Origin of the sequence: Escherichia sp. S10b, from assembly GCF_028421345.1 — a bacterium.
In the GTDB taxonomy this organism is placed as follows: Bacteria; Pseudomonadota; Gammaproteobacteria; order Enterobacterales; family Enterobacteriaceae; genus ECMA0423.
Map to the genome: position 1 here is coordinate 1 of NZ_JAHZSO010000161.1, position 20,283 is coordinate 20,283.

General features: G+C 52.8%; 18 protein-coding genes. 5 read left to right on the plus strand and 13 right to left on the minus strand.

Annotated features, from left to right (window positions below; genetic code table 11):
* Positions 1–2,509, plus strand: a 2,509-nt coding sequence (gene lacZ / locus FTE26_RS11425) for a beta-galactosidase (protein ID WP_272457581.1), incomplete at its 5' end; no start/stop codon positions are given.
* A 51-nt stretch (positions 2,510–2,560) separates the two neighbouring features.
* The gene (lacY, locus tag FTE26_RS11430; RefSeq protein WP_000291549.1) at positions 2,561–3,814 is read left to right on the plus strand and encodes a lactose permease; all 1,254 of its coding nucleotides are present in this window, start codon (positions 2,561–2,563) and stop codon (positions 3,812–3,814) included.
* A gap of 78 nt (positions 3,815–3,892) precedes the next feature.
* Here lacY and cynX read toward each other — a convergent pair whose 3' ends face one another.
* Genes cynX through cynT form a run of 3 tightly spaced genes read right to left on the minus strand, consistent with a single transcriptional unit; the run spans position 3,893 to position 6,240 of the window.
* Positions 3,893–5,074 carry a cyanate transporter CynX gene (gene cynX / locus FTE26_RS11435; RefSeq protein ID WP_001348386.1) on the minus strand — a complete coding sequence of 394 codons (1,182 nt, stop codon included), beginning with the start codon at positions 5,072–5,074 and terminating at the stop codon, positions 3,893–3,895.
* Positions 5,075–5,079: 5 nt separating this feature from the next.
* Complete coding sequence (gene cynS, locus FTE26_RS11440) at positions 5,080–5,550, minus strand: cyanase (protein WP_000616241.1); 471 nt, start codon at positions 5,548–5,550, stop codon at positions 5,080–5,082.
* Between the two features lie 30 nt (positions 5,551–5,580).
* On the minus strand, positions 5,581–6,240 hold the full coding sequence (gene cynT / locus FTE26_RS11445; RefSeq protein WP_000658648.1) for a carbonic anhydrase CynT: 660 nt from the start codon (positions 6,238–6,240) through the stop codon (positions 5,581–5,583).
* Between the two features lie 109 nt (positions 6,241–6,349).
* Between cynT and cynR the strand changes: the two genes are divergently transcribed.
* Positions 6,350–7,249, plus strand: a complete 900-nt coding sequence (gene cynR, locus FTE26_RS11450; RefSeq protein WP_000952485.1) for a transcriptional regulator CynR — start codon at positions 6,350–6,352, stop codon at positions 7,247–7,249.
* A 39-nt stretch (positions 7,250–7,288) separates the two neighbouring features.
* On the opposite strand, the gene codA is transcribed toward cynR, so the two are convergent.
* The 6 genes from codA to prpB all read right to left on the minus strand — a co-directional run bounded on the left by codA (position 7,289) and on the right by prpB (position 15,573).
* Positions 7,289–8,572: a cytosine/isoguanine deaminase gene (gene codA / locus FTE26_RS11455; RefSeq protein WP_001295686.1), complete on the minus strand. Its 1,284-nt coding sequence runs from the start codon at positions 8,570–8,572 to the stop codon at positions 7,289–7,291.
* Positions 8,562–9,821 carry a cytosine permease gene (gene codB / locus FTE26_RS11460; protein WP_000076234.1) on the minus strand — a complete coding sequence of 420 codons (1,260 nt, stop codon included), beginning with the start codon at positions 9,819–9,821 and terminating at the stop codon, positions 8,562–8,564. Before codB ends, codA begins: the two co-directional genes overlap by 11 nt.
* Before the next feature lie 236 nt (positions 9,822–10,057).
* Positions 10,058–11,944: a propionate--CoA ligase gene (prpE, locus tag FTE26_RS11465; RefSeq protein ID WP_000010294.1), complete on the minus strand. Its 1,887-nt coding sequence runs from the start codon at positions 11,942–11,944 to the stop codon at positions 10,058–10,060.
* Positions 11,945–11,983: 39 nt separating this feature from the next.
* Positions 11,984–13,435 carry a 2-methylcitrate dehydratase gene (gene prpD / locus FTE26_RS11470; protein ID WP_001275861.1) on the minus strand — a complete coding sequence of 484 codons (1,452 nt, stop codon included), beginning with the start codon at positions 13,433–13,435 and terminating at the stop codon, positions 11,984–11,986.
* Between the two features lie 33 nt (positions 13,436–13,468).
* A complete protein-coding gene (gene prpC / locus FTE26_RS11475; RefSeq protein WP_001285909.1) occupies positions 13,469–14,638 on the minus strand; it encodes a bifunctional 2-methylcitrate synthase/citrate synthase in 1,170 nt (389 codons plus the stop codon).
* A gap of 44 nt (positions 14,639–14,682) precedes the next feature.
* Positions 14,683–15,573 carry a methylisocitrate lyase gene (prpB, locus tag FTE26_RS11480; protein WP_000052202.1) on the minus strand — a complete coding sequence of 297 codons (891 nt, stop codon included), beginning with the start codon at positions 15,571–15,573 and terminating at the stop codon, positions 14,683–14,685.
* A gap of 237 nt (positions 15,574–15,810) precedes the next feature.
* Between prpB and prpR the strand changes: the two genes are divergently transcribed.
* Positions 15,811–17,397 carry a propionate catabolism operon regulatory protein PrpR gene (gene prpR / locus FTE26_RS11485; RefSeq protein WP_000941039.1) on the plus strand — a complete coding sequence of 529 codons (1,587 nt, stop codon included), beginning with the start codon at positions 15,811–15,813 and terminating at the stop codon, positions 17,395–17,397.
* A 97-nt stretch (positions 17,398–17,494) separates the two neighbouring features.
* Here prpR and yahO read toward each other — a convergent pair whose 3' ends face one another.
* On the minus strand, positions 17,495–17,770 hold the full coding sequence (gene yahO / locus FTE26_RS11490) for a DUF1471 family periplasmic protein YahO (RefSeq protein WP_000691956.1): 276 nt from the start codon (positions 17,768–17,770) through the stop codon (positions 17,495–17,497).
* A 185-nt stretch (positions 17,771–17,955) separates the two neighbouring features.
* On the opposite strand from yahO, the gene FTE26_RS11495 reads away from it, so the two are divergent.
* Positions 17,956–18,588, plus strand: coding sequence for a LysE family transporter (locus FTE26_RS11495; protein ID WP_001299549.1), 633 nt, complete (start codon positions 17,956–17,958; stop codon positions 18,586–18,588).
* 16 nt (positions 18,589–18,604) lie between these two features.
* Here FTE26_RS11495 and yahM read toward each other — a convergent pair whose 3' ends face one another.
* The 3 genes from yahM to yahL form a co-directional block, all read right to left on the minus strand.
* Positions 18,605–18,850, minus strand: a complete 246-nt coding sequence (gene yahM, locus FTE26_RS11500; protein WP_000290611.1) for a protein YahM — start codon at positions 18,848–18,850, stop codon at positions 18,605–18,607.
* Complete coding sequence (locus FTE26_RS20300) at positions 18,820–19,002, minus strand: hypothetical protein (RefSeq protein WP_437438054.1); 183 nt, start codon at positions 19,000–19,002, stop codon at positions 18,820–18,822. The genes yahM and FTE26_RS20300 overlap by 31 nt, the downstream gene beginning before the upstream one ends.
* 259 nt (positions 19,003–19,261) lie before the next feature.
* A complete protein-coding gene (gene yahL / locus FTE26_RS11505) occupies positions 19,262–20,059 on the minus strand; it encodes a protein YahL (RefSeq protein ID WP_272457582.1) in 798 nt (265 codons plus the stop codon).
* Positions 20,060–20,283 lie beyond the last annotated feature (224 nt).

The window sequence follows — 20,283 nt, forward strand, 5'->3', positions numbered from 1 at the left end:
GCTGCGCTGGAGTGACGGCAGTTATCTGGAAGATCAGGATATGTGGCGGATGAGCGGCATTTTCCGTGACGTCTCGTTGCTGCACAAACCGAGCACACAAATCAGCGATTTCCATGTTGCCACTCACTTTAATGATGATTTCAGCCGCGCGGTACTGGAAGCAGAAGTTCAGATGTATGGCGAGCTGCGCGATGAGCTGCGGGTGACGGTTTCTTTGTGGCAGGGTGAAACGCAGGTCGCCAGCGGCACCGCGCCTTTCGGCGGTGAAATTATCGATGAGCGTGGTGGTTATGCCGATCGCGTCACACTACGTCTGAACGTCGAAAACCCGAAACTGTGGAGCGCCGAAATCCCGAATCTCTATCGTGCGGTGGTTGAACTGCACACCGCCGACGGCACGCTGATTGAAGCAGAAGCCAGCGATGTCGGTTTCCGCGAGGTGCGGATTGAAAATGGTCTGCTGCTGCTGAACGGCAAGCCGTTGCTGATTCGCGGCGTTAACCGTCACGAGCATCATCCTCTGCATGGTCAGGTCATGGATGAGCAGACGATGGTGCAGGATATCCTGCTGATGAAGCAGAACAACTTTAACGCCGTGCGCTGTTCGCATTATCCGAACCATCCGCTGTGGTACACGCTGTGCGACCGCTACGGCCTGTATGTGGTAGATGAAGCCAACATTGAAACCCACGGCATGGTGCCAATGAATCGTCTGACCGATGATCCGCGCTGGCTACCGGCGATGAGCGAACGCGTAACGCGAATGGTGCAGCGCGATCGTAATCACCCGAGTGTGATCATCTGGTCGCTGGGAAATGAGTCAGGCCACGGCGCTAATCACGACGCACTCTATCGCTGGATCAAATCTGTCGATCCATCCCGCCCGGTGCAGTATGAAGGCGGCGGAGCCGACACCACGGCCACCGATATTATTTGCCCGATGTACGCGCGCGTGGATGAAGACCAGCCCTTCCCGGCTGTGCCGAAATGGTCCATCAAAAAATGGCTTTCGCTACCTGGAGAGACGCGCCCGCTGATCCTTTGCGAATACGCCCACGCGATGGGTAACAGTCTTGGCGGCTTCGCTAAATACTGGCAGGCGTTTCGTCAGTATCCCCGTTTACAGGGCGGCTTCGTCTGGGACTGGGTGGATCAGTCGCTGATTAAATATGATGAAAACGGCAACCCGTGGTCGGCTTACGGCGGTGATTTTGGCGATACGCCGAACGATCGCCAGTTCTGTATGAACGGTCTGGTCTTTGCCGACCGCACGCCGCATCCAGCGCTGACGGAAGCAAAACACCAGCAGCAGTTTTTCCAGTTCCGTTTATCCGGGCAAACCATCGAAGTGACCAGCGAATACCTGTTCCGTCATAGCGATAACGAGCTCCTGCACTGGATGGTGGCGCTGGATGGAAAGCCGCTGGCAAGCGGTGAAGTGCCTCTGGATGTCGCTCCACAAGGTAAACAGTTGATTGAACTGCCTGAACTACCGCAGCCGGAGAGCGCCGGGCAACTCTGGCTCACAGTACGCGTAGTGCAACCGAACGCGACCGCATGGTCAGAAGCCGGACACATCAGCGCCTGGCAGCAGTGGCGTCTGGCGGCAAACCTCAGCGTGACACTCCCCTCCGCGCCCCACGCCATCCCGCAACTGACCACCAGCGAAACGGATTTTTGCATCGAGCTGGATAATAAGCGTTGGCAATTTAACCGCCAGTCAGGCTTTCTTTCACAGATGTGGATTGGCGATGAAAAACAACTGCTGACCCCGCTGCGCGATCAGTTCATCCGTGCACCGCTGGATAACGACATTGGCGTAAGTGAAGCGACCCGTATTGACCCGAACGCCTGGGTCGAACGCTGGAAGGCGGCGGGCCATTACCAGGCCGAAGCGGCGTTGTTGCAGTGCACGGCAGATACACTTGCCGACGCGGTGCTGATTACCACTGTCCACGCGTGGCAGCATCAGGGGAAAACCTTATTTATCAGCCGGAAAACCTACCGGATTGATGGTAGTGGTCAAATGGCGATTACCGTTGATGTTGAAGTAGCGAGCGATACACCGCATCCGGCGCGGATTGGCCTGACCTGCCAGCTGGCGCAGGTAGCAGAGCGGGTAAACTGGCTCGGATTAGGGCCGCAAGAAAACTATCCCGACCGCCTTACTGCCGCCTGTTTTGACCGCTGGGATCTGCCATTGTCAGACATGTATACCCCGTACGTCTTCCCGAGCGAAAACGGTCTGCGCTGCGGGACGCGCGAATTGAATTATGGCTCACACCAGTGGCGCGGCGACTTCCAGTTCAATATCAGTCGCTACAGCCAACAACAACTGATGGAAACCAGCCATCGCCATCTGCTGCACGCGGAAGAAGGCACATGGCTGAATATCGACGGTTTCCATATGGGGATTGGTGGCGACGACTCCTGGAGCCCGTCAGTATCGGCGGAATTCCAGCTGAGCGCCGGTCGCTACCATTACCAGTTGGTCTGGTGTCAAAAATAATAATAACCGGGCAGGCCATGTCTGCCCGTATTTCGCGTAAGGAAATCCATTATGTACTATTTAAAAAACACAAACTTTTGGATGTTCGGTTTATTCTTTTTCTTTTACTTTTTTATCATGGGAGCCTACTTCCCGTTTTTCCCGATTTGGCTACATGACATCAACCATATCAGCAAAAGTGATACGGGTATTATTTTTGCCGCTATTTCTCTGTTCTCGCTATTATTCCAACCGCTGTTTGGTCTGCTTTCTGACAAACTCGGGCTGCGCAAATACCTGCTGTGGATTATTACCGGCATGTTAGTGATGTTTGCGCCGTTCTTTATTTTTATCTTCGGCCCGCTGTTACAGTACAACATTTTAGTAGGATCGATTGTTGGTGGTATTTATCTAGGCTTTTGTTTTAACGCCGGTGCGCCAGCAGTAGAGGCATTTATTGAGAAAGTCAGCCGTCGCAGTAATTTCGAATTTGGTCGCGCGCGGATGTTTGGCTGTGTTGGCTGGGCGTTGTGTGCCTCGATTGTCGGCATCATGTTCACCATCAATAATCAGTTTGTTTTCTGGCTGGGTTCTGGCTGTGCACTCATCCTCGCCGTTTTACTCTTTTTCGCCAAAACGGATGCGCCCTCTTCCGCCACGGTTGCCAATGCGGTAGGTGCCAACCATTCGGCATTTAGCCTTAAGCTGGCGCTGGAACTGTTCAGACAGCCAAAACTGTGGTTTTTGTCACTGTATGTTATTGGCGTTTCCTGCACCTACGATGTTTTTGACCAACAGTTTGCTAATTTCTTTACTTCGTTCTTTGCTACCGGTGAACAGGGTACGCGGGTATTTGGCTACGTAACGACAATGGGCGAATTACTTAACGCCTCGATTATGTTCTTTGCGCCACTGATTATTAATCGCATCGGTGGGAAAAATGCCCTGCTGCTGGCTGGCACTATTATGTCTGTACGTATTATTGGCTCATCGTTCGCCACCTCAGCGCTGGAAGTGGTTATTCTGAAAACGCTGCATATGTTTGAAGTACCGTTCCTGCTGGTGGGCTGCTTTAAATATATTACCAGCCAGTTTGAAGTGCGTTTTTCAGCGACGATTTATCTGGTCTGTTTCTGCTTCTTTAAGCAACTGGCGATGATTTTTATGTCTGTACTGGCGGGCAATATGTATGAAAGCATCGGTTTCCAGGGCGCTTATCTGGTGCTGGGTCTGGTGGCGCTGGGCTTCACCTTAATTTCCGTGTTCACGCTTAGCGGCCCCGGCCCGCTTTCCCTGCTGCGTCGTCAGGTGAATGAAGTCGCTTAAGCAATTAATGTCGGATGCGCCACTGGGCACATCCGACAATTATTTATAGCTCCATCATCTGGCGAAACAAGCGTCGCATCATACCTCTTTGACCCACAGCTGCGGAAAACGTGCTGGTGCAAAACGCAGGGTTATGATCATCAGCCCAACGACACACAGCGCATGAAACGCCCAGTCCATCAGGTAATTGCCGCTGATACTACGCAGCACACCAGAAAACCAAGGGGCAAGCCCGGCGATGATAAAACCGATCCCCTGCATAAACGCCACCAGCTTGCCAGCAATAGCTGGTTGCGCAGAGTGATCGAGCGCCAGCAGCAAACAGAGCGGAAACGCGCCGCCCAGACCTAACCCACACACCATCGCCCACAATACCGGCAATTGCAGCGGCAGCCAGATAAAGCCGCAGAACCCCACCAGTTGTAACACCAGCGCCAGCATTAACAGTTTGCGCCGATCCTGATGGCGAGCCATAGCAGGCATCAGCAAAGCTCCTGCGGCTTGCCCAAGCGTCATCAATGCCAGTAAGGAACCGCTGTACTGCGCGCTGGCACCAATCTCAATATAGAAAGCGGGTAACCAGGCAATCAGGCTGGCGTAACCGCCGTTAATCAGACCGAAGTAAACACCCAGCGTCCACGCGCGGGGAGTGAATACCACGCGAACCGGAGTGGTTGTTGTCTTGTGGGAAGAGGCGACCTCGCGGGCGCTTTGCCACCACCAGGCAAAGAGCGCAACAACGGCAGGCAGCGCCCACCAGGCGAGTGTTTGATACCAGGTTTCGCTATGTTGAACTAACCAGGGCGTTATGGCGGCACCAAGTCCACCGCCGCCCATCAGAGCCGCAGACCACAGCCCCATCACCAGTGGCGTGCGTTGCTGAAACCGCCGTTTAATCACTGAAGGCATCACCGCCTGAATGATACCGATCCCCACCCCACCAAGCAGTGCGCTGCTAAGCAGCAGCACACTTTGGGGGTAAAGCTCACGCATCAATGCACCGACGGCAATCAGCAACAGACTGATGGCGACGCTGCGACGTTCGCTGACATGCTGATGAAGCCAGCTTCCGGCCAGCGCCAGCCCGCCCATGGTGACCACCGGCAGAGCGGTCAACAGGGCAGCCACGCTAAAGCTCATTCCGCTCGCCTGGCGCAATTGCGGTAGCAGTGGACCGACGGAGGTGAGCAGTGGTCGCATATTAAGACCAATCAGCACCAGAACCAGCAGCATCGTGAACGTCTTTTGATGGTTGCGCATGGCTGTCAGAACGGTTTGGTCGGCAGATATTTACCATCTAAGGTGATGACCGCACGTTCGCCACCTTCCGGGTCCGCCACTTTCTTAACGTCGAGTTTGAAGTTAATCGCGCTGATAATGCCATCGCCAAACTTCTCATGAACCAACGCTTTCAGGGTTGTGCCGTACACCTGCAACATTTCATAGAAACGATACATCGTTGGGTCGGTTGGAATACGGTCATCAATGCAGCCACGCAGTGGAATCATCTGCAACAGTAGAATGGCGTCTTCGTCGAGATCCAGCTTCGCCCCGACCAGGCGGGCGGCGTCGGCAGGAAGCGCCTGCTGCCCCAGCAAAGCCGCGGTTACAAAGGCTTCTGCCAGACCGGTGCCGTCGGCAATCTCGGCAAATGAGAGATCTTTTTTAGCTTTGCTGAGCAAAATGGCATCGGCAAGATCAAGACGAATATTGCGGTTAATTTGCGACTGAATCATGGTGCATCTCCTGATGGTTTAAAAATAAGGTTACGCTGCGGTCGGTTGGCGTAGCGGTATGGCACAAACGCGCGGATTAGCTGCCAGTGGCACAAACTGGCGGGTTGCGCCGTCAAACGCTGCGATGCAGCCGCTTTCAATGTCGTAGACCCAGCCGTGCAGGGCGATCCGCCCCTCTTCGAGCGCCAGGCGCACCGATGGATGAGTTTGCAAATTAGCCAACTGAGCAATGACGTTTTCACGTACCATCGCCGCAGCTTTTGACGGTAAATCGGAATGCGGGCGCGCCTCATTAACGACGCGGGCTGAATCGGCATAACGCAGCCAGTGGGAGACGGCAGGCATATGGTCCATGCACTGACAGCTGGCAATGGCGGTCATCGCGCCACAGTTGGAATGACCGCAAATCACAATGTCAGATACCCGAAGCGCAGCGACGGCATACTCCACCGAAGCAGAAACGCCACCGGGTTCCGGCCCGTAGGAAGGGACGATATTGCCCGCGTTGCGAATAACGAACAGATCGCCAGGCTCACGTTGCGTCACCAGCTCAGGGACCAGACGGCTGTCGGAGCAGGAGATAAAAAGTGTGCGCGGGCTTTGCTGTGTCGCCAGCTGTTTAAACAAGGCTTCCCGCTTCGGAAATGCCTCGCGCTGGAATTTAAGGAATCCATCAATAATCTCTTTCACCGTTAACCTCTGTCTGTCTCTGGAATGAGAGGCAGACTACTCGCCGATTGTCATAAGGTAAAAGTCTCATTTATGATGAGTTCTATTGGATTTACTTATAGGTTGGCGAATGCTCTCTCGACATATCAATTATTTTCTTGCCGTGGCTGAACATGGCAGCTTCACCCGTGCCGCCAGTGCGTTGCACGTCTCTCAGCCTGCGCTTTCCCAGCAGATTCGCCAGTTAGAGGAGAGTTTAGGCGTGCCGCTGTTTGACCGTAGCGGGCGAACGATTCGTCTCACCGATGCAGGAGAAGTCTGGCGACAGTACGCCAGCCGGGCGTTACAGGAACTGGGAGCGGGTAAACGGGCGATTCATGATGTTGCCGATCTGACGCGAGGATCGCTGCGTATCGCCGTCACCCCCACCTTTACAAGCTACTTTATCGGCCCTTTAATGGCGGATTTCTATGCGCGCTACCCCGGCATCACGCTCCAGCTACAGGAAATGTCGCAGGAGAAAATCGAAGATCTGCTTTGTCGCGACGAGCTGGACGTTGGGATTGCCTTCGCGCCTGTGCATTCGCCGGAGCTGGAGGCAATTCCTTTACTGACAGAAAGTTTAGCGTTAGTCGTGGCGCAACATCATCCGCTGGCTGCCTGTGAACAGGTGGCGTTGAGTCGCTTGCATGATGAAAAACTGGTCCTGCTCAGCGCGGAATTTGCCACCAGAGAGCAAATTGACCACTACTGCGAGAAAGCGGGGCTACATCCACAGGTGGTCATTGAGGCGAACTCAATTAGCGCGGTTCTGGAGCTGATTCGCCGCACTTCCCTTTCCACATTGTTACCAGCAGCGATTGCCACACAACATGACGGGCTTAAAGCGATTTCTCTTGCCCCGCCACTACTGGAGAGAACGGCGGTTTTGTTGCGGCGGAAAAATAGCTGGCAGACAGCCGCCGCGAAGGCATTTTTGCACATGGCGTTGGAGGAATGTGCGGATGTTGGCGAGAATGAATCACGGTAGCCACTGACACAGGTCAGTGGCTCTTCAACACAGAGGAAATTACCGTTTGTAATCGATGGCTTCTGGCTGCTCCAGATATACGGTGGTTTGTGCCGGTTGTGTACTGGCAATCACCTTGCCGCCACGTACCGAATAACGTACCGGAACCTGACGGCGCAGCGCATCAAATCCATTTTCAGCCGGCAGGATAATCAGGTTTGCGCTGTTTCCGGCGGCAATGCCGTAATCCTGCAAATTCAATGTTCTGGCACTGTGGTGGGTGATTAAATTCAGGCCATCGTTAATCTGCCCGTAGCCCATCAACTGGCAAACATGCAGCCCCATATGCAGCACTTGCAGCATATTCGCCGTTCCCAGCGGATACCACGGATCGAAGACATCATCGTGACCAAAGCAGACGTTAATGCCGGACTCCAGCATCTCTTTAACGCGCGTGATGCCGCGACGTTTTGGATACGTATCGAAACGTCCTTGCAGATGAATATTGACCAGCGGGTTGGCGACAAAGTTAATACCGGACATTTTCAGCAAGCGGAACAGGCGTGAGGTATACGCCCCGTTATAGGAGTGCATTGCCGTGGTGTGGCTGGCGGTGACTCGCGCGCCCATGCCTTCACGGTGCGCCAGGGCAGCAACGGTTTCGACAAAGCGCGACTGCTCGTCATCGATCTCATCACAGTGAACGTCGATGAGACGGTCGTATTTTTGCGCCAGGGCGAAGGTTTTATGCAGCGACTCCACGCCGTATTCACGGGTAAATTCAAAATGCGGAATCGCCCCCACTACATCTGCCCCTAAGCGTAACGCCTCTTCCAGCAACGCTTCACCGTTGGGATACGACAAAATCCCTTCCTGAGGGAAGGCGACAATTTGCAGATCAATCCACGGCGCGACTTCCTGCTTCACTTCCAGCATTGCTTTCAGCGCAGTTAGCGTTGCATCCGAAACATCGACATGGGTACGCACATGCTGAATGCCGTTGGCAATCTGCCATTTCAGCGTTTGCCAGGCGCGTTGTTTCACATCGTCATGGGTTAATAACGCTTTGCGCTCGGCCCAGCGTTCAATGCCTTCAAACAGCGTGCCGGACTGATTCCAGTTCGGTTGTCCGGCGGTTTGCGTGGTGTCCAGGTGAATATGTGGCTCCACAAACGGCGGTATAACTAAACCTTGTTCGGCATCCAGGCTGTTTTCAGTTATGGGCATCACGCCGGATTGCGCATCAATGGCGCTGATTTTTCCGTCCTGCAGATGAATCTGCCACAGCCCCTCTTCGCCTGGTAACCGGGCGTTAATAATTGTTTGTAAAGCGTTATTTGACACTGTTAGCCTCCACATGCGTCATTGCTGCTGTCGTTTTACGATTCAAAATCGGGTTAAGGATCAGATAGCTCAGCGCGCCACCTAATACCGCGTTGACCGGAACAATTCCCGGTAACCAGTGGCCTGCAGCAATCCCCAAGGCGACCGCCAGAATCGCCACCCAATTGACACTCATCATACGCGTGGTCGCAAAGTGCTCATAGCGGCGACGGTTCATCAGATAGTCGGCAATGATCACGCCACCCACCGGAGGAATAGCTGCCGAAAGGAAGGTCAACCAGCCGACAAAATTGTTATACAGCCATAATGCGCAGACCGTACCGATAATACCGTTGATTACCGAAAGGGTTTTGCTCGACATCCCGGTAATGTTGGCGAAACCTAAACCCGACGCATAGAGCGCGTTATCGTTGGTGGTCCAGATATTTAGCCCCAGCACCACAATCGCAGGCAACAGCAGGCCCTGAGCAATCATCACATCAGAGATATCCGCCATCCCCAGTGCCGCAGCGCCCGCTGCACCGAAAATAAACATCAACGAGTTGCCGAGGAAAAAGGCCACCATCGCCACCAGCACCGCCAGTTTGGCATTGCGACCAAAGCGGACAAAGTCAGCGGTGAGCGTGCCCGCACTGATAAATGACCCCACAACCAGCGCCAGCGCGACATTGAAATCTAACGGTTGTGCGGGAACGACCGCTTTTAAGGCGTCCAGGCCGCCCATGCCGTTAACGGCCAGCCATACGGAATAACCGCCAAGACAGGCGATAGCCGGAACCGCAATCACCGAAAGAACCGTCAGCGCCGAAATGCCAAAGAAGACGGTGACGGTCATCAGTAAACCGGAAACGGCAATCAGCAAATTAATATCCAGCCCGGTTGCCTTACCCACCGGAATAGCAAACATCGCCACGCCAACGCCAAACCAGCCAACCTGAGTTCCGCCCAGTAGCAGTGAAGGCAGCCATGAGCCTTTAACACCAAAAGAGAAGCGAGCAAGAAGATGAGTGGTCAGGCCGGTTTTTGCGCCAATGTAACCGAGAAATGAAGTGTAAATACCGAGGAGAAGATTACCGATGAGAACTGCGAGGAAGAAATCATGATAGCTAAGACCGGTTCCGAGAGTACCGCCGGTCCACATACTGGCGGAAAAGAAGGTTAATCCCAGCATGACGAACGTCAATGCCAATACCCCTTTCCGCGCCGACTGCGGGACTGGCCCCTGGCTAAAGTTGTTATCTTGCGACACGAAATTCCCCCTTTTTGCTGTTTGAAACCCAAAAAATCCGCCGCATTCTATTCATCTGAAGATAAAAAGCAATCGTTTTCGTGGGGAAACATATTTTTTATATGAATGAGTGCAAAAAGGTGGGGGAAAAATTATCGGTGTAAAAACAGTGGGTAGGCATAATAAGACGCGGTAAGCGTCGCATCAGGCATCGGCGCATGGTGTCGGATGCGCCACGCGACGCATCCGACAATACCTTACTCTTCCATCGCCTGGCGGATCTGATCCAACGACGCAGGATCATCAATGGTCGTCAGATCCCCAGGATCGCGTCCTTCGCAAATCGCCTGGATCGTGCGGCGCAGCATTTTTCCGGATCGCGTTTTTGGCAATTGCGAGACAAACCAGACGTGCGCCGGGCGGCCAAAGTTGCCAATCTGGCTGTCCACCAGCGCCATAATCGCCTTCTCTTGCGAGTGCGCCACATCACGATCTTCCAGACTGTCGCTCTCTTTCGGAATGACAAACGCCACCGCCACCTGCCCTTTCAGCGCATCTTTCACCCCAACCACCGCCACTTCGGCAACGCCCGGATGGCTGGAGATACTCTCTTCAATCTCGCGCGTCCCCAGCCGATGCCCGGCAACGTTAATTACATCGTCAGTGCGCCCGAGAATAAAGTGATAACCGTCAGCGTCACGGATGCCCCAGTCAAAGGTGGCGTACACCGGGCGGGAAAACAGCGACCAGTAAGTCTTCACAAAGCGGCCGTCGTCGCCCCAGATGGTCTGAATACACCCCGGCGGCAGCGGCCCTTCCACCACCAGCATCCCTTTCTCGTTGACGCCACACGGTTCGCCGGTGACTTCATTAAGCAACTGCACGTTATAGCCATACATCGGCACGCCGGGGCTTCCCAGACGCGTCGGCCTGTCGTCCAGACCGCGAGCAATCGCCATAATCGGCCAGCCGGATTCGGTCTGCCAGTAGTTGTCGATGACCGGCACATCCAGCGTATTGCTCACCCAACTGGCGGTCGGCTCGTCCAGCGGTTCTCCAGCCAGATAGAGCACTTCCAGCGACGAGAGATCGTGTTTGCGAATTTCAGCGGTAGGGAATTTTTTCAGCACGCGAATAGCGGTCGGCGCTGAGAACATCCGGCTAACCTGATATTTCTCGACGATTTTCCACCACACGCCGCAGTCCGGCCAGGTCGGCAATCCTTCGTAAACGATAGTCGCCATCCCCGCCAGCAGCGGCGCGTAAACGATATACGAATGCCCCACCACCCAGCCGATATCCGATGCGCAAAAGAACACGCCGCCCGCTTTGCCGCCAAAAATGGTGTCCATCGAGGTCGCCAGCGCCACCGCATATCCGCCGACGTCACGCTGCACGCCTTTAGGTTTGCCGGTCGTGCCGGAAGTGTAGAGAATGCAGGAGGTTTCGTTGGATTCCAGCCACGCCACCGGTACCCGCGCGCCGATGTGTTGATAGCGCAACGACGCGAAATCGACATCCCGCCCGCTGACGCGCGCCATTTTCGCCAGTCCGCGATCCACCAGCAAAACATGGCGTGGCTGGTGCTGCGCCTGACTTATCGCATCGTCGAGCAATTTTTTATAGGGAATGATTTTGCCACCGCGCGCTCCGGCATCAGCCGAGACAATCAGCACCGGTTTAGCGTCATCAATTCGCGCCGCCACGCTGTGCGAGGCAAAACCACCAAATACCACCGAATGAATAGCACCAATGCGCGCGCAGGCCAGCAGAGTAATATGCGCTTCGGCAATCATCGGCATATACACCAGCACCCGATCGCCGCGCTGCACGCCCAGTGAGCGCAACATTGAGGCCACCGCGTTCACTTCGTCATGCAGCTGGCGAAAGGTAAAGGTGCGCTCTTCTTCTGTTTCCGAAGAGACGGCAATCAATGCCAGTGCCTCTGGCTGTTTCTCCAGCCAGCGGTCGATAGCGTTGTGGCACAAATTGGTTCGGCCTTCACAAAACCAACGGGCAAACGGCGGATTGCTGTGGTCGAGCGTTTGCGTAAAGGGCGTCTGCCAGTCAATACGCCGGGCCTGCTCGGCCCAGAACTGCTCCGGTTCGTTAATCGAACGCTGATAAAATTCGCTAAAAGACATAATGCTCTCCTGTTGAACTTACGCCTTACCGCCGTTTACTTAAATGACGTACAGGTCGAGATACTCATTGACCGGCATCTGTTCCAGGCGAGTTCTGTCGAGAGAAACCTCCAGAATGCGCTGCTGTTGGCGAGTCGGGAACTGGCGCGCGAGATTGATTTTGAATTTATCGACCAGTTTCGGAATACCATCCTGACGGCGGCGAGCATGACCAATGGGGTACTCCACCACCACTTCTTCAAATCGTGTGCCGTCGGTGAACTCAAGGGTAATGGCATTGGCGATGGCGCGTTTTTCCGGGTCGTGGTAGTCAGCGGTAAATGCCGGATCTTCAAAGCAATTGATCTTCTCGCGCAGGGCGTCGATGCGTTTATCTTGCGCAACGTTGTCCTCGTAATCTGCCGCCGTTAAGCGCCCGAATAACAGCGGGATCGCCACCATGTACTGAATGCAGTGGTCGCGGTCAGCCGGGTTATTGAGCGGCCCCTTTTTGTCGATGATGCGAATACAGGCTTCGTGGGTGCGAATGGTCACTTTTTCGATATCCGCCGCCGTCTTGCCTGCTGCCTGCATCTGTTCATAGAGCGTCATCGCCGCTTCAACTGCCGTCTGGGAGTGGAACTCCGCCGGGAAGGAGATTTTGAACAGCACATTCTCCATGACGTAAGAACCGTACGGACGCTGGAAGCGGAACGATTCACCTTTAAAGGAGACGTCGTAGAAGCCCCATACCGGCGCGGTCAGGGCTGACGGGTAACCCATTTCGCCCGTTTTCGCCATCAGTGCCAGACGTACCGCGCGGGAAGTGGCATCGCCCGCCGCCCAGGATTTACGCGTGCCGGTGTTCGGCGCATGGCGATAGGTGCGCAGCGACTGACCGTCCACCCACGCCAGCGAAACGGCGTTGAGAATTTCCTCGCGGGTCAGGCCGAGCATTTCGGCGACCACGGCGGTGGAAGCCACTTTCACTAACAGAACGTGGTCGAGGCCGACGCGGTTAAAGGAATTCTCCAACGCGATGCAGCCCTGAATTTCATGGGCTTTGATCATTGCGGTCAGCACCTGTTTCATGGTCAACGGCGCTTTGCCGCTGGCGACCGCGTTGCGCGAAAGCCAGTCCGCCGTTGCCAGAATGCCGCCGAGGTTGTCGGAAGGATGCCCCCACTCCGCCGCCAGCCAGGTATCGTTGAAATCGAGCCAGCGGATCATCGCGCCAATGTTAAATGCCGCCTGGACAGGGTCGAGCTGAAACTGAGTTCCGGGGACGCGCACGCCGTTGGGTACGACGGTGCCGGGGACAATTGGCCCCAGAAGTTTTTTACAGGCTGGGTATTCGAGAGCTTCCAGACCGCAGCCGAGCGTGTCGAGCAGGCAGTAATGTGCGGTGTCGTAGGCCACTTTAGAACTGATTTCGTAGTTCATGACGTAATCGACGATATCAACGATTTCACGATCAAATTCCGGGCGGATGTTGTTGATTTGAGCTGACATTGGGTACGTTTCCTTATTGTTATTCGTAGAGGTTTACTGGCGCTTATCCAGCGCGACAAACTGGCGGTCTTCCGGTCCAACATAATTGGCGGAAGGACGGATAATTTTGTTGTCCTGACGTTGTTCAATGATGTGCGCCGCCCAGCCGGTGACACGGGCGATGACAAACAGTGGTGTGAACATCTCGGTGGGAACGCCCATCATGTTGTAGGAAACAGCAGAGAACCAGTCGAGATTGGGGAACATCTTTTTGCTCTCCCACATCACCGTTTCCAGGCGATCGGCGATGTTGTACATCTTCAACGAGCCGCCTTCCTGCGAGAGCTGCTTCGCCACACGTTTGATCACCTGGTGGCGCGGGTCGGCGATGGTATAAACCGGATGACCAAAACCAATGACCACTTCTTTGTTTTCCACCCGCTTGCGGATATCGGCTTCGGCTTCGTCCGGCGTTTCGTAGCGTTGCTGGATCTCCAGCGACACTTCATTCGCTCCGCCGTGTTTCGGCCCGCGCAGTGCGCCAATCGCGCCAATAATCGCGGAATACATATCAGAGCCAGTGCCCGCAATCACCCGACTGGTAAAGGTGGAGGCGTTAAACTCGTGTTCGGCGTACAGCACTAGCGAAATATGCATCGCCTTTTCCCAGCTTTGCGATGGCTTTTCGCCGTGCAGCAGATGCAGGAAGTGACCACCGATGGAGTCGTCATCGGTTTCCGGCTGGATGCGTTCGCCGTTGTGACTGTAGTGATACCAATAAAGGAGAATCGAGCTAAGTGATGCCAGTAGTTTGTCGGCAATATCCCGCGCGCCAGAGACGGTATGTCCCTCTTTTTCTGGCAGCGTGCAGCCGAGCGCGGAAACGCCGGTGCGCATAACATCCATCGGGTGTGACGCCGCCGGTAAGGCTTCCAGCACGGTACGCACGTTAGCCGGTAAACCGCGCAGGGCTTTCAGTTTCGTTTTGTAAGCGGCGAGTTCGTCACGGGTCGGCAGTTTGCCGTGGATCAGCAGATGCGCCACTTCTTCAAATTCGCAATGTTCCGCCAGATCAAGAATATCGTAGCCGCGGTAATGCAGGTCATTGCCGCTTTTACCCACGGTGCAGAGCGCCGTATTGCCCGCCGGAACGCCAGAAAGTGCCACAGATTTTTTCGGTTTAATGACATGGGTACTGTTTTGCAGGATCGTTGTGTCGCTCATGTTGTCCTCGTCATTTGTAGGGTCGAGATATTTTTCGTTGTGTTTTATTTCACCTGGCTACGGGCAAACAGGTCGTCGAGCTTCGCTTCGTACTGGTAGTAGTTGATGCTTTCGTACAGCTCGTTGCGGGTTTGCATGGTATCGATGACGCTTTTCTGCGTGCCTTCCTGGCGCAGGACGTTGTAGACATGCTCAGCGGCGCGGTTCATGGCGCGGAACGCTGAAAGTGGGTACAGCGCCATTGCGACATGGGCGCTGCGTAATTCGTCGGTGGTAAACAGCGGTGTTGCGCCAAATTCGGTAATGTTGGCGAGGATCGGCACCTGCACCGCATCGGCAAACTGGCGGTACATGGCGAGTTCGGTAATCGCCTCCGGGAACAACATCTCGGCACCCGCTTCAACATAGGCCTGTGCACGCTCGATCGCCGCATCCAGCCCCTCTACCGCCAGCGCATCGGTGCGCGCCATGATCACAAAATCAGGATCGGTTTTCGCATCCACCGCCGCGCGGATCCGATCCACCATCTCCTCTTTCGAGACGATCGCTTTGTTCGGGCGATGACCGCAGCGTTTCGCACCAACCTGATCTTCAATATGCAATCCTGCCGCACCGGCTTTAATCATCGATTTCACCGTACGCGCCACGTTAAAGGCCGAAGAACCAAAACCGATATCCGCATCCACCAGCAGTGGCAGCGAACAAACGTCGGTGATACGGCGAATATCTGTCAGCACATCATCAAGGGTAGAAATACCGAGATCGGGCAGCCCCAGCGACCCTGCCGCCACGCCACCGCCGGAGAGATAAATTGCCTGATATCCGGCACGCTGCGCCAACAGCGCATGATTAGCGTTGATGGTGCCAACAATCTGCAATGGATTTTCTTTAGTCAGTGCAGCGCGAAACGCTTTACCTGGAGAGTGTAGAGACATAGCCCATCCTTTGTTATCAACTTGTTATTTTCGTTAATAAAACAAAGCAAGGGGTGTGCCACAATTGCCTTAATAAAATTAAATGTTTAATTTCAATTTGTTAGAGATAACGTCATGAACTAATCCGCAAATATGCGTTTCAGTTAACGTTTCAGGCAATGTTTCACCGCGTTTCATTGCAACAATTATGAAACAAGACTAAACCCAATATTCGGTTTCTTAACTTTGCGGTGCGCTATGGCACATCCACCACGGCTTAATGACGACAAACCGGTTATCTGGACGGTATCTGTAACGCGCCTGTTCGAGCTGTTTCGCGATATCAGCCTCGAGTTTGATCACCTGGCGAACATTACCCCTATTCAGCTTGGCTTTGAAAAAGCAGTGACCTACATCCGCAAGAAACTGGCAAACGAACGCTGTGACGCCATCATCGCTGCTGGCTCTAACGGCGCGTACCTGAAAAGCCGCCTGTCAGTGCCAGTTATTTTGATTAAACCGAGCGGCTACGATGTGTTACAGGCACTGGCAAAAGCCGGAAAACTCACCTCTTCTATCGGCGTTGTCACCTATCAGGAAACCATTCCAGCGCTGGTGGCGTTTCAAAAAACCTTTAATCTGCGCCTCGATCAACGTAGCTACATTACCGAAGAAGACGCCCGCGGGCAGATTAACGAGCTGAAAGCTAACGGCACTGAAGCGGTGGTCGGCGCGGGGCTGATTACCGATCTGGCAGAAGAAGCCGGAATGACCGGAATTTTTATCTATTCCGCCGCCACCGTGCGCCAGGCGTTCAGCGATGCGCTGGATATGACGCGCATGTCGTTACGCCATAACACTCACGATGCCACCCGCAACGCCCTGAGAACTCGTTACGTGCTGGGCGATATGCTCGGTCAATCACCACAGATGGAACAAGTACGGCAGACTATTTTGCTGTATGCCCGCTCCAGTGCAGCGGTGTTGATTGAGGGGGAAACGGGGACGGGCAAAGAGCTGGCGGCCCAGGCGATTCATCGGGAATATTTTGCCCGCCACGATGCGCGACAGGGCAAAAAGTCGCATCCGTTTGTTGCCGTCAACTGCGGGGCGATAGCCGAATCGCTGCTGGAAGCGGAGCTGTTTGGCTATGAGGAAGGGGCGTTTACCGGCTCGCGACGCGGAGGTCGCGCCGGGCTGTTCGAAATTGCCCACGGCGGTACGCTGTTTCTGGATGAGATTGGCGAAATGCCGCTACCTTTGCAGACTCGCCTGTTACGGGTGCTGGAAGAAAAAGAGGTCACCCGCGTCGGCGGGCATCAGCCTGTTCCGGTAGATGTACGGGTCATTAGCGCCACTCACTGCAAGCTGGAAGAAGATATGCAGCAAGGACGTTTTCGCCGTGATCTGTTTTATCGGCTGAGTATTTTGCGTCTGCAATTGCCACCACTGCGCGAGCGGGTGGCGGATATTCTTCCGCTGGCGGAAAGCTTTTTGAAAGTGTCTCTGGCGGCGCTCTCCGCCCCGTTTTCTGCCGCATTACGCCAGGGATTACAGGCAAGCGAAACCGTGCTGGTGCACTACGACTGGCCAGGTAATATTCGTGAACTGCGCAATATGATGGAGCGACTGGCGCTATTTTTAAGTGTGGAACCGACGCCGGATTTAACGCCGCAATTTTTGCAGCTGCTACTGCCGGAACTGGCGCGCGAGTCGGCGAAAACTCCCGCTCCACGCTTACTGACACCACAACAGGCACTGGAGAAATTTAATGGCGATAAAACAGCAGCGGCGAATTATTTAGGCATCAGCCGGACGACGTTCTGGCGGCGGCTGAAAAGCTGAACTGCCGAATGCAGCGCGAACGCTTTATCCGGCATAAATTTCAATAGATGATCACCGATAAACTTACGCATCGGGGATGTTTACATAGGGTTCAGAATTACTTCTTCTTATAAATATTTGCCGTGCCGTGGATCTTATTGTCAGTTTGACCGGAGGTCAGTACCAACACATCAGCCCCTTTTTCATCCGCTTTTTTGATCAAATCTTCTTTCGCGTCTGCAGTCGACATTTCATTGCTGGTTGAAATATCACCTATTTTTTCATACTGCGATTCAACTTTTTCAAATTCCGCTTTGGTCATCAATTCAGCGGCATAGACATTGGTAACGGCTAACGCTAACGCACCGACTAACATTTTAGAGATTATTTTCATATTACGGCTCCAGAGTTGTTATCACACTATCACCCACCCACATTATTGGGTTGATTAATAATTAGTTCAGTCAGGGCATAAACGCCAGTAACCGGAAATAAGACACTTTGTGATCTCTCTCGCACCCGATTATTTTTGGTAGAAATATTATTAAGTTACTTCACTTATTTATGGATGAAATCACGATGGATCCTTTGCACGCCGTTTACCTGACCGTAGGACTGTTCGTGATTACTTTTTTTAATCCGGGAGCCAATCTCTTTGTGGTAGTACAAACCAGCCTGGCTTCCGGTCGACGCGCAGGGGTGCTGACCGGGCTGGGCGTGGCGCTGGGCGATGCATTTTATTCCGGGTTGGGTTTGTTTGGTCTTGCAACGCTAATTACGCAGTGTGAGGAGATTTTTTCGCTTATCAGAATCGTCGGCGGCGCTTATCTCTTATGGTTTGCGTGGTGCAGCATGCGCCGCCAGTCAACACCGCAAATGAGCACACTACAACAACCGATTAGCGCCCCCTGGTATGTCTTTTTTCGCCGCGGATTAATTACCGATCTCTCTAACCCGCAAACCGTTTTATTTTTTATCAGTATTTTCTCAGTAACATTAAATGCCGAAACACCAACATGGGCACGTTTAATGGCCTGGGCGGGGATTGTGCTCGCATCAATTATCTGGCGAGTTTTTCTTAGTCAGGCGTTTTCTTTGCCCGCTGTGCGTCGTGCTTATGGGCGTATGCAACGCGTTGCCAGTCGGGTTATTGGTGCAATTATTGGTGTATTCGCGCTACGCCTGATTTACGAAGGGGTGACGCAGCGGTGAGCAGATAATTTACTCTCTACGTAATCAACCTGATTTGCCGAATCCCGGCCATCGGCGATGATAGCCCCCGTAATGCGTGGTCCTTATTTCCGATAAGTTTATTTGAGTCTTTAGCTTCCCATTTCAGCCCACTCTCCCCTGTGTGGGCTTTTTTCATTGGTCTGACCCGTCCTGAATAGCCAAACAATGGCAATGTTCCACTTTGCAGGGACGATAATAAGGGGATCTGATTCAGAAGAGTTTTGAAAAGTTGGACCGCCATCGAGGCCTCGAACCCCGTACCATACAACAATCCTGGTTGTCGTCTGCTCTTCCTGATGAGCTAATGGCGGTTTTTGATATGAGCCTTACAGCATATTTTCTGTCAGGCTTGAGTGCGATGCGTAAGATACAGAAAAGACCCCACACAAACATGATGGAATTATGATTTTTTTCATATGAATGTCAACCCACACATTCACAAAACATCTGCATGAGATCATTTTTTATACACCGCATGGCTGCGAAACCACTGCTGGTGCTTTTTTAAGCGAAGTGTCGCCGATCACAACAAAATATCGGCGAAAAGGCGGTGGAATGCCATTTGGCATACGGATATACAGATGAAATGATTACCTGCTTTGCGATTCACTCTCTGGTGGAATAACAACTTGCAGGTGGAACCCTTTCTGAACTAAAGAGTGTAGCGGATTTTAACGTGCTTATTTACAGGATAATATCTGTCACCTAATTCCTGCACTCTATTCGATATCCATTCATTTAATCGTGCGTCATCTCTGTATGTTTTTACGTCCAGAACAGAGAGCAATAACATCACCAGTGATTCAGGAAAAACAGGGTGGATATTTTTTAAGTGTAATAATAATCCATGCGCAAGCGCCTGCTTAATGGGCGCGTCTGTCTCCGGAATAGACGACATTTCGCGAAGCCATTTTTCCACACGCATACACTCTTTCCCTTTAGGGAAAATTCTTTCAAGAAGAATACATTTGCAATCTGTTCGCACTGAATCGATAAACTGCACTAATTTCTTAAGCCCGGTAAAGCGTCCAGCCTGCACATTTGCTTTAATATCAAGAAACGCATCATCCTGGTCATATACCCAAACTGTCCCTTTTTGATTTTCAAGTATGCGAAAAACAAACTTAACCGGGTGATCAGGGTAATCCATCCAGTCATAAAATCCTGGGAAATCATTAAACTGCACATTTATGGTGAGTGCGTTATCGTCTGACCACTCACAGTCTCGTACGGCAGCCATGAGATGAATGAGTTTGTCGTCATCGACTAAATCATCACGACAATCATAAGGATAATCATAATATTGTTTAATCAAAACCTTGAATATATCGACACAGGAAACCAGGGAGCTTTTGATATCCTCTGGTAACTGATTGTTTTTAACCGTATTAAGTATGCTTTGTTGCGTATATGGCATCAAATTATTGTGCGGAGCTTTTAATGATATCATCGCGATCTCTCTTAAATAAAAATAAACGTCGCAGATAATAAAGCTCTGATTAAACCAGGCACTATCAGAAATCGCTCATAACTAACGTGTGAAGTATTGTGTACTGGAGGGAGTTAATTTAACAATTTGAATTTACGTTATAGGTTTTACTGCTACTTTGATATTATTTCGCTCTCCTTAACTAAAAAGTTAAGTGGAGAGCGAAGTTAATATGTTAAACCACA